This is a genomic window from Dermatobacter hominis (assembly GCF_020715685.1).
GTDB lineage: Bacteria > Actinomycetota > Acidimicrobiia > Acidimicrobiales > Microtrichaceae > Dermatobacter > Dermatobacter hominis.
Window position 1 is genome coordinate 1,312,538 of the sequence record NZ_CP085840.1, and the last position, 12,071, is coordinate 1,324,608.

10 protein-coding genes are annotated in these 12,071 nt (G+C 74.6%); 2 read left to right on the forward strand and 8 right to left on the reverse strand.

Annotated features, from left to right (window positions below; translation table 11 throughout):
- Positions 1–10 precede the first annotated feature (10 nt).
- The 3 genes from LH044_RS06105 to LH044_RS06115 are packed head-to-tail and all read right to left on the reverse strand — an operon-like array spanning position 11 to position 2,882.
- Positions 11–1,633 carry a hypothetical protein gene (locus LH044_RS06105; RefSeq protein WP_227758911.1) on the reverse strand — a complete coding sequence of 541 codons (1,623 nt, stop codon included), beginning with the start codon at positions 1,631–1,633 and terminating at the stop codon, positions 11–13.
- Positions 1,630–2,439, reverse strand: coding sequence for an ABC transporter ATP-binding protein (locus LH044_RS06110; protein WP_227758912.1), 810 nt, complete (start codon positions 2,437–2,439; stop codon positions 1,630–1,632). Before LH044_RS06110 ends, LH044_RS06105 begins: the two co-directional genes overlap by 4 nt.
- A 44-nt stretch (positions 2,440–2,483) precedes the next feature.
- A complete protein-coding gene (locus LH044_RS06115; RefSeq protein WP_227758913.1) occupies positions 2,484–2,882 on the reverse strand; it encodes a hypothetical protein in 399 nt (132 codons plus the stop codon).
- A gap of 174 nt (positions 2,883–3,056) precedes the next feature.
- Between LH044_RS06115 and LH044_RS06120 the strand changes: the two genes are divergently transcribed.
- Both LH044_RS06120 and LH044_RS06125 read left to right on the forward strand, forming a co-directional pair.
- The gene (locus tag LH044_RS06120; RefSeq protein WP_227758914.1) at positions 3,057–5,525 is read left to right on the forward strand and encodes an ATP-binding protein; all 2,469 of its coding nucleotides are present in this window, start codon (positions 3,057–3,059) and stop codon (positions 5,523–5,525) included.
- 81 nt (positions 5,526–5,606) lie between these two features.
- Positions 5,607–6,917 carry an MATE family efflux transporter gene (locus LH044_RS06125; RefSeq protein WP_227758915.1) on the forward strand — a complete coding sequence of 437 codons (1,311 nt, stop codon included), beginning with the start codon at positions 5,607–5,609 and terminating at the stop codon, positions 6,915–6,917.
- An 84-nt stretch (positions 6,918–7,001) separates the two neighbouring features.
- Here LH044_RS06125 and LH044_RS06130 read toward each other — a convergent pair whose 3' ends face one another.
- The 5 genes from LH044_RS06130 to LH044_RS06150 form a co-directional block, all read right to left on the reverse strand.
- Entirely contained in the window at positions 7,002–8,288 is a 1,287-nt protein-coding gene (locus LH044_RS06130; protein ID WP_227758916.1) for a GNAT family N-acetyltransferase, read from the reverse strand.
- A 94-nt stretch (positions 8,289–8,382) separates the two neighbouring features.
- The gene (locus tag LH044_RS06135) at positions 8,383–8,994 is read right to left on the reverse strand and encodes a hypothetical protein (RefSeq protein ID WP_227758917.1); all 612 of its coding nucleotides are present in this window, start codon (positions 8,992–8,994) and stop codon (positions 8,383–8,385) included.
- A 146-nt stretch (positions 8,995–9,140) separates the two neighbouring features.
- Positions 9,141–10,613, reverse strand: a complete 1,473-nt coding sequence (locus LH044_RS06140) for a hypothetical protein (protein WP_227758918.1) — start codon at positions 10,611–10,613, stop codon at positions 9,141–9,143.
- Entirely contained in the window at positions 10,610–11,074 is a 465-nt protein-coding gene (locus tag LH044_RS06145; RefSeq protein WP_227758919.1) for an RNA polymerase sigma factor, read from the reverse strand. The genes LH044_RS06140 and LH044_RS06145 overlap by 4 nt, the downstream gene beginning before the upstream one ends.
- Positions 11,075–11,198: 124 nt before the next feature.
- The gene (locus LH044_RS06150; RefSeq protein WP_227758920.1) at positions 11,199–11,933 is read right to left on the reverse strand and encodes a sulfite exporter TauE/SafE family protein; all 735 of its coding nucleotides are present in this window, start codon (positions 11,931–11,933) and stop codon (positions 11,199–11,201) included.
- Positions 11,934–12,071: the final 138 nt, after the last annotated feature.

Below are 12,071 nucleotides of genomic sequence, written 5' to 3' on the forward strand. Positions count from 1 at the left end.
GGCGCTGCGGTCAGCGGGCGGGGGTGATGCGGGCGACGAGCTCGGCCTCGCGACCCTCGATCATCCCGCCGGCCAGGCGGAGGCACCCGTAGAGCACCGCCGACCCGACGGCCGGACCGGCGAGCGCGACCACGGCGGTCAGCGCGGCGGACTGCGTCGAGGCCCACCACACGGCGAGCGCGACCGGGAGCGAGACGATCGTCAGCACCGCCATGTCGGCCATCAGCACGAGGCTGGCGACGCAGCCCTGGCCGGTGTCGCCCGCCGCGAACGGGTTGGGGCTGTCGGGCACGGCGAAGGGCGCGACCGTCGCGGAGACGACCGACGCCCCGGTCGCGAGCAGGACCGACCCCATCGCCAGGAGGAGGCCGGCCGGGGCCCACGCCCAGCCGCCGTGGACGACGGCCAGGGCCAGCACGAGCACGACCGCGAACGGCGCCATCGTCGTGATCGACGCGACCGCCTTGCCCCGGGTCAGGACCCGGCCGTCGGCGCCGGCCGCGACCTCCATCCACAGCGGCGGGCCGTCGAACCCGAACGCGTTGGAGGACTCGAACAGGACCGCGAAGTGCAGCAGCCCGGCCGTCAGCACGATCCGAGCGTCGGACGACCCGCCGATCAGCGGTCCCGCGACCAGCGCGCCCATGCCGAGCAGCAGCGCGACGACGGTGTTGACCGCCTCCCGAGGCGTCCGCATCTTGGTCCGGATGGTCCGGACCCCGACGGCGGTGGCCCGTCCCCGTGGCAGGACCGCCAGCAACCCGGCCCGGGTTCCGACCCGTCCCGTCCTCACCCGACGGGAGTCGGTCCCGGGCCGCACCGGGGCGGTGACGAGCCGGCCCGTCGTCACGCCGTGGATCCACCACAGCAGCGGCAGCCAGACCACGCCGACGACGACGTGGAGGGCGGCGGTGCCGGGCGCCGTCGAGGCGGTCGCCAGCGCCCGCCCGAGCTGACCGGGCGGCGTCCACGCGAAGACGTCCGCGAGCCGCTCCCACCGGGCCCGGTCCCACGACTGGATCGCCTGCAGCGCGACCTGCGCGCCGAACCACATGGCCACCGCCGCGAACGCCGCCAGCGTCTGCGCGACGTGCTTCCACCGGCCGTGGGCCAGCACGCCGAGCAGGTTCGCGGCGGTGCGGCTGGCGAGGAGCAGCGTCGCCCACCACGCGACGACCACCGCGACCACGACGAGCCGCCCCGCCGGGCCGGCGTCGCCGGCGAACCCCAGATACAGCCCGACCCCCGACAGCCCTGCGAGCAGCGCGGGCGGTCCGACCAGCGCAGCGGTCAGCGCGGCCGCCCCGAGCCGCTGCGGCCCGATGGGCTCCGTGGCGAGGTTCCGGAGGTCGATCGTCGTCTCCACCCCGGCCGCCGCCGACAGCAGGGCGATGCCGGCGACGATCACCGGGAGGACGATCACGACGACGAGGTCGCCGTTCGAGAAGGAGCGACCGATGCCGGCGAACGCCGTGAGGCCGAAGAGCCCGAGCACGGTCGAGGCGACGATCGACGACCACGTCTGGAGCCGCAGCTGCATGCGGCCCCGGAGGCCATTGCGCAGCAGGTTCCACTTGAGCGACGCGAGCGACCGGCAGGCCCGGCCGAGCGACACCTCCCCCGCCGCCGTCATGGTGCGGGGGTGCCGGGACCGGCGAGCCACTGGAGGTCGTCGTGCCGCAGCGGGTCGGCGCCGACCATCTCGATGAACGCCTCCTCGAGCCGGCGGCCGGCCCGCACGTGGTCGATCGGCCCGGCCGCGAGGAGCCGGCCGGTCGCCATGACCGCGACGTGGTCGCAGAAGCGCTCGACGAGGTCCATCACGTGGCTCGAGAAGACGACCGTCCCCCCGGCGGCGCGGTAGCGGTCGAGCAGGCCGCGGATCGTCACCGACGACACCGGGTCCACGCCCTCGAACGGCTCGTCGAGCAGCAGGACGGCGGGCCGGTGCAGCAGCGCGCAGGCCAGCGACGTCTTCTTCCGCATGCCGTGGCTGTAGCTGCCGACCAGCTCCGTCGAGGCCTCCGACAGCCCGAGCACCGACAGCAGCTCGTCGCTGCGGCGCTCGACCTCGTCCCGGTCGAGCCCACGCAGCTCGCCCAGGTGGCCGAGCAGCTCGCGGGCGGTGAGCCGGTCGAACAGGTGCAGCGGATCCGGCACCACGCCGAGCAGGCGCCGCACCGCGACCGGCTCGGCCCACGTGTCGTGGCCACCGATCCACACCTGGCCCCGGTCGGGTCGCTGCAGGCCCGACGCCATCCGCAGCGTCGTCGTCTTGCCCGACCCGTTCGGGCCCACGAGCCCGAAGAAGCTGCCGACCGGGACGTCGAGGTCGAGCGAGGCCACCGCCGTGCGGTCGCCGAAGTCCTTGCCGAGCCCGCGGGCGGCCAGCGCGGGCCACCCGGGGACGGGACCGCCCCGGACCTCGGGGCGCGGCACGGCACCCCCGCCGGGACCGTCGCCGCCGCTCCGCCCGCGCCGCCTCACGAGTTCGGCGCCTCCACCCGCACGCAGGCGGACTTGGGGACGTCGACGTGCACGCCGTCGGCCCGGACGCTCGCGACGATGCAGCGCTCGGTGAAGCCCGACCACCAGCCCTCGGGCTGGAACCGGATGAAGGACAGGTCAGCGGTCGCCCGCACGTTGACGAAGTCGGGCTGGTCGCGCACCTGCTGCGCCACGCTGCCGTCCTGCTTCACACCGGCGTTGAACGCGAGGAAGTCGTCGGGCGTGGCGCCCCGGAGCAACTCCTCCACCTCCTGGGCGCGCCGATCGGTGTCGGAGCTCGCCGCGGAGTCGGCCATCAGCTTCGCCACCACGACGGCGACGACGACCACGAGCACGAGGGCGACGACGATCGTGACGCCGCGGTGGTCGGCCATCCACCCGAGCGCGCCGCCGCGCCTCCGCCGCCTGCTCGGTGTCCGCCGGGCCATCGCCGCATGATCGCACGCTCCCGGGCCGGAGCGACGGAGCGCCCGGACGGTCGTCGTCGGCCGGTCGGCGCGACCGCAACGCCGACGCCGCGGCCGGGCGCGGCATGACAGTCTCTGCGCATGTCGAACCCGTCCGGATCCGAGGGCCTCTACGTCGGCGAGAGGTCGGACGACTCGGGCGCCCGGACCGGTGAACGGGCGCTCGTCGACGCCGACGACCTCACCACGCACGGCGTCATCGTCGGCATGACCGGCTCCGGCAAGACCGGGCTGGCGATCTCGCTCATCGAGGAGGTGCTGCTGTCGGGCGTGCCGGTGCTGGCGATCGACCCGAAGGGCGATCTGGCCGACCTCCTGCTCACGTTCCCCGAGCTGCGACCCGACGACTTCGCCCCGTGGGTCCCCGACGGCGACGACCCCTCGCAGGTGGCGACGACGTGGCGTGAAGGCCTGGCGGACTGGGGCGTCGGACCCGAGCGGATCGCCGCGCTCCGGTCGAGGGTCCGCATGGGCGTCTACACGCCCGGCTCGACCGCGGCCACGCCGCTCGACGTCGTCGGCTCGCTCGGCGCGCCGGCGGGGTCGGGCGGGACCCCGGCCGAGGCGGAGGCCGTCGAGGCCGAGGTACAGGCGATCACGTCGGGGCTGCTCGGACTGGTCGGCATCGAGGGCGATCCGCTCGCCAGCCCCGAGCACCTGCTCGTGGCCAACCTCGTGCACGCGGCGTGGAGCGCCGGGGAGTCGCTCGACCTCGCGACGCTGCTGCAGCGGATCCAGGACCCGCCGATGCGACGCCTCGGCGTGATGGAGCTCGACACGGTGATCGGCCCCGACGCCCGCACGAAGCTCGCGGTGCGGCTGAACGGGATCCTGGCCGCACCCGGGTTCCAGGACTGGTTCGGCGGCGCGCCGCTCGATCCCCAGCGACTGCTGTTCGCGGACGACGGCCGGCCGTCGCTGGCGGTGATCGCGCTCTCGCACCTGTCCGACGCCGAGCGCCAGCTCGTCGTGAGCCGGGTGCTGGCGTCGGTGATCCGCTGGTTCCGCAGCCAGCCCGGGACCGATCGCCTGCGGGCCCTCGTCTACCTCGACGAGGTGGCGGGCTACGCACCCCCGACCGCACAGCCCGCGACCAAGGCGCCGATCCTGACGATCCTCAAGCAGGCCCGGGCCTTCGGCGTCGGCATGGTGCTCGCCACCCAGAACCCGGTCGACCTCGACTACAAGGCGATGTCGAACGCCGGCACGTGGATGGTGGGCCGGCTGCAGACCGAGCGCGACAAGGCCCGGTTGCTCGAGGGCATGGCCCCGGCCGCCGGCGGCGTCGACGTGGCGGCGCTCGACGCCTCGATCACGGCGCTCGACAAGCGGCAGTTCCTCTGGCACCGCACCGGGTCCGACGTGCCGGTCCGGTTCGGGTCGCGCTGGGCGATGTCGTACCTGCGGGGGCCGGTGACCGGCTCGCAGCTCGCCCAGCTCCCCGGGCGCGAGGAGGTGCCCCCGGCGACGGCGGCCGCGGCGACGGCGGCTCCTGCACCCGGGTCGGCCGCCGCGGGCGCGGTCCCCGCCGCGGCGCCGGCACCCGCACCCGGGGTCGACGCGCCGGTCGCCGCGACCACGCCGCCCGGCGTCGACGGGCCGGGCACCGCCGCGGGCGACGCCTCCCCGGTCATGCCCGAGGTCGCCGACGGCGTCCCCGTCCGGTACCTCGATCCGGCGGCGCCGTGGGCGGCCGCCGTCGGTGCCGTGCCCACCAGCACGGCGCTGCAGGCCGGGATCGCCCTGCGGGTGTCGCTCCTGTTCGACGACGCCAAGGCCGGCGTCCGCGAGGTGCAGGAGTGGGAGGCCGTGCTCGCGCCGCTCGGCGACGTGGTCGACCCCGCGACCGCCACCGTCGTCGACCACGACGACCGTGACCTCCGCCCCGACGCGCCGGCCGCCGCCACCTACCTCCCGACCCCGGCACGGATCGGCACGAAGTCCTTCTACACCGACCTGTCCAAGCGCCTGAAGGACCTGCTCGTCCGGGAGCAGGTCCTCACCGTCCCGGTGAACCGGACGCTCAAGCTGTGGGGCCGGGTCGGCGAGACCGCCGAGGAGTTCGCGGCGCGCTGCGACGAGGCGGCCCAGGCCGCCGCCGACGCCGAGGCGGCGAAGGTGCGGGAGAAGCTGACGGCGCGGATCGAGCGGTCCCGGGCCGCCGTCGAGACCGCGCGGCGCCGGGCGGACTCGGCCGCCGAGGCCGCGGACGCGGCCGGGTCGACCGAGCTGACCGACGTGGCCGGCTCGCTCCTCGGCGGCCTGCTCGGGGGTCGGAGCCGGACGCGTGGCCTGGCCACCGCCGCGCGCACCGCGATGGCCGGCCGGGAGCGGGTCGGCAAGGCGCGCCAGCGCGCCGACGACGCGGCCGCGGCCGTCGCCGACAAGGCCGACGACGTCGCCGCGCTCGAGCAGGAGCTCGCCGAGCAGCTGGTGGCGATCGACGACGAGTGGCGGGCAGTGGCCGACGAGGTGCAGGAGGCGCAGATCACGCTGTCGCGCACCGACGTCACCGTCGAGATGGTCACCCTCGTGTGGATCCCCGTGTGAGCTCCACCGCTTCTGTGATGCTCCATACGTCCGGATCGACGTATCGAGCATCACAGAACGGAGGGGCGGCGTGAGCCCGCGATGAACGGGCGCGAGCTCGACCGCTCGATCTGGCGCCTCGCCGGCCCGGCGTTCCTCACGCTGACGGCCGAGCCGCTCTACCTGCTCGTCGACACGGCGGTCGTCGGCCGCATCGGCGGCGACGCGCTCGCCTCGCTCGCCGTCGCGTCGACGATCCTCCTCACGTCGACCGGCGTCCTGATCTTCCTCACGTTCGGGACCGCGGCCACCGTCGCCCGCCTGCGCGGCGCGGGCCACGCCGAGCAGGCGGCCGAGCAGTCGGTGCAGGGGATGTGGCTGGGCCTCGCGTGCGGCCTGGCCGCCGCAGCGCTGCTCGCCGTCCTCGGCGTGCCGCTCACGTCGTGGCTGAGCCCCGACGCCTCGGTCGCCGAGGGCGCCCGCACCTACCTGTACATCAGCCTCCTCGGCGTCCCCGCCGTCTGCGTGACGATGGCCGGCACCGGCGCGCTGCGGGGCCACGTCGACGCCCGCACGCCGCTGGTCGTCACCGTCGTCGCCAACCTCGTGAACCTGGCGATCGAGATCCCGCTCGTCCTCGGCCTCGGGTGGGGCCTGGCCGGGTCCGCCGCCGGGACCGTGCTCGTCCAGTGGGGTGCCGCAGCGACCTACCTGTTCGTCGTCGTGCGCCGCTACGGCGCCGGGCTCGAGCGCCGTCGACCCGACCGCGCCGCACTGGGCCACCACCTGCGCATCGGGCGCGACCTGTTCGTTCGGACGGTCGCCCTCCGGGCCGCCTTCCTCGCGATGACCGCCCAGGCCGGCCGCCGCGGCGCCGAGGCCCTGTCGGCGTACCAGGTCGCCCTTCAGTGGTGGGTATTCCTGACGTTCCTGCTCGACGGGCTCGAGGCGGCGGCCCAGAGCCTGGTCGGCATGGCCCTCGGCGCGGGCGACGAGGTCCTCGCCCGCCGCACCGCAAGCCGGGTGCTGGCGTGGAGCGCGGCGTGCGGGCTCGTGCTCGGGCTCGCGACCGTCGTGGCGCGGAACGGCATCGCCGGGCTGTTCACCGACGACCCGGCCGTCGTGGCGCTCGTCACCACGTCGCTCGTGTGGGTCGGCGTCGCCCAGCCGCTCAACGGGCTGGCCTCGTCGCTCGACGGCGTGCTGGTGGGCGCGGGCGACCAGCGCTTCCTCGCCGCGGCGATGGTCGGGTCGCTGTCGGTGCTCGTGCTGGCCGGAGCGACGCTGTCGTGGGCCGGCACCGGGCTGTGGGGCGTGTGGCTGGCGCTGATTGTCTTCATGGCGTCGCGGGTGGTGTTCCTCGGCGCCCGGTTCCGGACCAGCGCGTGGCACCGGACCGGCGCCGTCGCCTGACGCCCCCCGCCCCCGCCGTTCTGTTCCCGAGATCTGGGGCGAACACCCCAGAACTCGGGAACAGAACGGGAGGAGGGGGACGGATCAGAACTTCGTGTCGGTCCAGGGCGGCGGGTCGGCGTCGAACATGGCGTCGGCCTGCGCCAGCGCATCGGCGTCGCCCTGGATCCGGCCGGCCCGGGCCACCGCACGGAACGAGCCGGCGCCGAGGACGCGCGCACCCAGGTCCGCCACCGACATCGACAGGTCCGCCCCGCTCGGGCCCAGCGGCGCCGGGCTGACGCGCTCGCACGACGCCGAACCGCCGTCGACCTGCAGGCGGAACGTCCCGCCGCTGCCCGGCCGGACCGCGTCGTCGATCGACAGCGTGAGCACGCCGTCGGCCGCATAGGTGCGGGCGCCGAGCAGCGCGGCGACGTCGATCGGACGCAGCCAGATGTGGTCCCGCAGCGACGTGCAGCGGAGGGCACGCTGATCGACGAGCACGTCGTCGAGCAGGTGGTGCGCGGGCAGCGGGGCGCGCACCGTGGTGACGAGGTCGACCTCGAGCAACGCCGTCCAGAGCGCGAGCTCCACGGCCGGCGTCATGCCCACGACCTCGCGCACCTCGAGCGCGCTGTCCGATCCGTGCACGCCCCACCGCTCGTCGTGGCGGTAGAGGGCGTAGCCGTCTGGCGTGCCGTCGACGGCGTGGTGCACCAGCGCCCGCTGGCTGGGATGGCCGCCGACGTAGGTCTCCGCATCGCCGAGCACCACGCCCCACCACTCGTCGCTGCGCGACAGGGTTCCGCTGGCGGCGCAGCGGTCGTGGATCGCCGGCAGCAGGTCGAGCAGCTCGTCGCGGTCGACCGCGACGTCGTGCAGCAGCAGCGTGCCGTCGACCCGGGGCGCGTCGTCACGGAGGCGGGCCGCCGTCACCGGGATCTCGACGGTCCGCATCGGGACCGCCATGCCGTAGCCGAACCGCCCGTAGATCGTCGCCTGGCTGGCGGTGAGCAACGAGGCGACCTCGCCGCGGGCGGCCGCGTCCTCGAGCAGCCAGTCGACCATCGAGCGGAGGATCCCCCGCCGGCGGTGCGACGTGAGCACGCCGACGTCGCCGACACCGGCGACCCGGACGTGGGCGCCGCCGGGCAGCGTCAGCTGGAACGGGAAGTTGCCGGACGCACCGGCGTCCACCCCGTCGACCACCGCCAGCACGAACCGGTCGGTCTCCATGATGTGGCGCTTGGCCTCGACGTAGGCCCGCGAGTTCGACAGGCCGAAGGCGAGGCCGTCGACGGTGCAGAAGCGCTCGTGCGGGTCCCTCGGGCCGTCGGCGAGCGAGCGGAGGGTGCAGATCTCGGGGGCGGCCGCCGGTTCGGATCCCATCGCGCCGACAGTAGGGGCGGGCACGAGGGCGGGGCCGGGGGTTTCAGCCCGACCGCACCGGACGGTCGCTCGGGCCCGAGCCGTCGGCGACGGATCAGCCGGTGCTGGTGCAGGACGTCTGCACGTACTGGCCGATCGCGGTCTGCGCCGACTGGACGTTCGGGTCCGAGATCAGCGCACTCGCACGGCTCTCGGCGTCGACGGCCCGGGGGTCGACCTTCGACATGCTCCCCCACACGCCCTGCATGGTCTGCAGCGGTCCGCCGAGCTCCGGCGGGCCGATCTGCACGAGGTGGGCGAACAGCCGGTCGAGCGAGGCGAACAGCTGGGTGAACCCCGACGGGTTGGTCAGGAGACTGGTGAGGTTGACGTTGCTCTGGGTGACGTCACGCAGGGCCTGGCCGGTCAGCAGCGTGCAGAGGTCCGTCTCGTTGTTGAGGTCGTCGATGCGCCGGATGAGCTCGTTGACGTCGACGTCGCCGCTGGTGCCGGCCGACGTCTGGCCGTCGGCGACCGGAGGGGCGGTCGGCGCAGGGCCGGGGGTCGTCTGGTCGGAGGGGTCGTCCTGGGCCTCCTCGGTGGCGCTCTCCTGGCTGCACGCCGCCGCCAGGGGCACCAGGACGACCATCGCCACGACGGCACCGGCCGCGGCGCGCCACGCGCCCGACCGCCGCACCGCTCGGTTGCCCGCTCGCCGAGTCCCCACGGCGGTCGATGGTACGGGAGCGGACCCGCCACCGGAACTCGCGACCCGTTCACCGCCCCGCCATGACCGCCCCGCCATGACCGCTCTGTCACGGCTGGCGGCCCCGTGCGGGGCCGCCAGCCGTGACAAAGCCGGACAGGATGAGCTCAGAGGCCCTCCTCGCAGGCGAGGACGACCCGGTCACCGACGACGGCGACGTCGACACGACCCGGGACGAGGTCCGCCGTGACCATCGCCGGCTGGCCGTCGCGCTCGACCTCCCTCACGGTCCCGCCCCCGGCCTGGACGGTCGCCGCCGCCTCCTGCAGGGTGGAGCCGCGCAGCTCGGGCCGCTCCGTGGAGCGCTGCTCGACGCAGTCCAGGAAGGTCGCCGTCACGGTCGGGTCGAGCGGTGGGATGGTCGTCGCGGTCGTCGGTGCCGTCGTGGTCGTCGTCGGGCCGTTCGAGTCGTCGATGCCGTCGATCCCCCTGCGCTCGAGCTCCCGGCGGAACTCGTCCTCCGACATCGCCCGCAGCGACCGCGCCACGTCGACGAGCTCGTCCATCGTCGCGAGTTGCGGGCGCGGGCCGTTCGCCGGCTCCACCCGGTCGATGAGGCTGATCACCACGCCGTAATCGAAGAGGTACAACCCGATCATCTCGCTCCCCTCGATCGAGAACGCACCTCCCCCCAGTTCCGGACGGGGCACCACGCGCTGCACCCCGCTGCGGTCGAAGAAGAGCTGCGTGTCGGCCGTCGACCTGCGCTGCAGCGCAGCCACCATCGGAGGGGTGCGGTCGCTCACGATGCTGACGCCCACGGTGGGGCTCGTCGGGTCGGCGGCATCTCCCATTCGAACGGTCAGACCGACGCCGCGGATCGACGACGACGTGGCCGCTCCGGCCGACGGCTCGACCATGCGAAGCCCGGCCGGCGGTTCGAGCCTGGCGATCACCGCCATCGGGTTTGGCTCGGACGATGCCGCGAGCGACGAGGCCAGGCGGGCGATGACCGCATCGGCCTCGACATCATCGACGCCGTCGTACGCAACCGTCACCTGGTACGAGGGCGAGTCGACCTGCCCCGGCGTGGCGACGTCGGGACCGGTGAGCACGACCCAGACGGTCTCCGTGATCGCTCCGGGCGGCGGTCCATACCGGCGGGCAACCGCGCCGTCTGAAAGCACCTGCGCGTCGAGCACCGGGAACACGGGCGCCAGGATCGGGAGCCCAGGTGCCAGCACGGTCATCCACCGGGTCGGATCGTCCGGATCGTCGACCGCCGTCCAGGACCCCGACTCGCCTCCCACCTGCGATACGTCGTCGACGCGGAACCGCCCGTCGTCCGGTGGAAGGCGCCAGATGCCGTCGCCCCGGAGCTCGATCGGGCCCGAGTCGGGGGTGGCGACGACCTCGCCGTCGTCCGAGGTGAGGCGTAGCCCGACGAACGCCAGCGCCGCGACCACCGCCACCCCGATCGCGGGAAGCCACCAACGGCGTCGACGGTGCGGATCGAGCGACACGACCGCGGCGACGAACGGTCGCTCCGCCGGGAGGGCGGCGGGGACCTCGGCAGCGGCCTGTCGCAGCAGCTCGCGCAGGCGCTGCTCCTCGCGGTCGGTGAGCTCCACGTCGGTCACGACCCCTCCTCCGCCAGCAGGTCGCGCAGGCTGGACAGCCCTCGGTGCAGATGCGACTTCACGGTGCCGAGCGGCAGGTCCAGCGCGTCGGCGATCGCGTCGAGCGGCAGGTCCTCGTAGTAGCGGAGCACGACGCAGGCCCGGACCTCGGGGCGCAGCGCGTGGAGCCGGTCCCACATCTCGTCCAGGTCGGGGGCGGGGACCGCGGCGTCGACCGGGCGGCGGAAGCGTTCGGCCGTCGCAGCCCGGCGGTGCGACGACCGCACGCCGTTCACCACCGACGTGCGCAGGTACGCCGCCGGTTCGGCCACCTCGTCGAGGCGCGGTGCGAGCTGCTCGAACGCGTCCATCACGACCTCCTCGGCGACCGCGCGGGAACCCGCCAGCAGCGTCGCCAGGCGCACGAGCGGCGCGTACCGGTCGCGGAACAGCGCGTCGAGTCGCTCCTGCGACCCGGTCACGGCCACCCCATCCACGCTTCCTCCCACACCTCACAGACGCTCGAGCGCCCCGAAAGGTTGCACCGATCGCTGCTTTGTCACGGCTGGCGGCCCCGTTCGGGGCCGCCAGCCGTGACAAAGCCGGTCAGGATCGGAGGGCGCCGAGGAGGGAGACGACCGCGGTGGCGGCCAGCAGCCACAGCACCAGCGTGCGGAACCGCTCCTCGGGGAACCGGTGGTGCAGCCGGTCCCCCACCCACCAGCCGACCGGCCACGCCACCACGGTCAGGGCTGCGGTCGCCAGGACGGTCCCGGTCACCTGCCCGCTCACCGCGAACAGGACGATCGCCACCACGCCGTTGGCGCCGAACAGCGCGGAGGCCGTCGCCCGGAACGTGGCCTTGGGGAGCCGGTGGCCGTGGAGCGCGGTCACCACCGGTGGTCCGCTGACGCCGACCGACGTGTTGAGCAGGCCGGTGCCCACGCCGGCCACGACGTCGGCCCAGCCCGGCACCCTCGACGGCTCCGGGCCGAACGCCAGGACCGCCACCGCGGCCAGCACGACCACGCCGATGCCGACGCCGATCCAGCGCTCGGGAAGCACCAGCAGCAGGGCCAGCCCCGCCGGCATCCCGATCAGCCCGCCGACGAACAGGCGGCCCAGGATCGGCCGGTCGACGTCGGCCCGGTGCCGGATCGACACACCGCCGTTCGACAGCAGGCCGAGGATCGCCGACAGCACGACCGCCTCGCGGGGCCCCACCGCCAGCGCCATCAGCGGCACGGTCGTCAGCGCGAAACCGAACCCGACCAGCGCGTTGAGCAGGGACCCGACGAACAGCGCGCCGGCGACCAGGACGAGGGCGGCGAGCGACGGCACGGGCGCCGATCGTAGGGACCCGCCACCCCGACCCCGACCGCTTTGCCTGACCCCGACCGCTTTGTTCCACGTTTTCGACGTCGGAGCGTCGAGGACGACGAACAAAGCGGGCAGCCGGCAGCCGCAGCGGACCGCGGC

What these genes read in the sequence shown, in the direction of transcription:
- LH044_RS06105 (WP_227758911.1), bottom strand. Translation starts at nt 1,633, where the DNA reads ATGACGGCGGCGGGGGAGGTGTCGCTCGGCCGGGCCTGCCGGTCGCTC.
- LH044_RS06115 (WP_227758913.1), bottom strand. Translation starts at nt 2,882, where the DNA reads ATGGCCGACCACCGCGGCGTCACGATCGTCGTCGCCCTCGTGCTCGTG.
- LH044_RS06120 (WP_227758914.1), top strand. Translation starts at nt 3,057, where the DNA reads ATGTCGAACCCGTCCGGATCCGAGGGCCTCTACGTCGGCGAGAGGTCG.
- LH044_RS06125 (WP_227758915.1), top strand. Translation starts at nt 5,607, where the DNA reads ATGAACGGGCGCGAGCTCGACCGCTCGATCTGGCGCCTCGCCGGCCCG.
- LH044_RS06130 (WP_227758916.1), bottom strand. Translation starts at nt 8,288, where the DNA reads ATGGGATCCGAACCGGCGGCCGCCCCCGAGATCTGCACCCTCCGCTCG.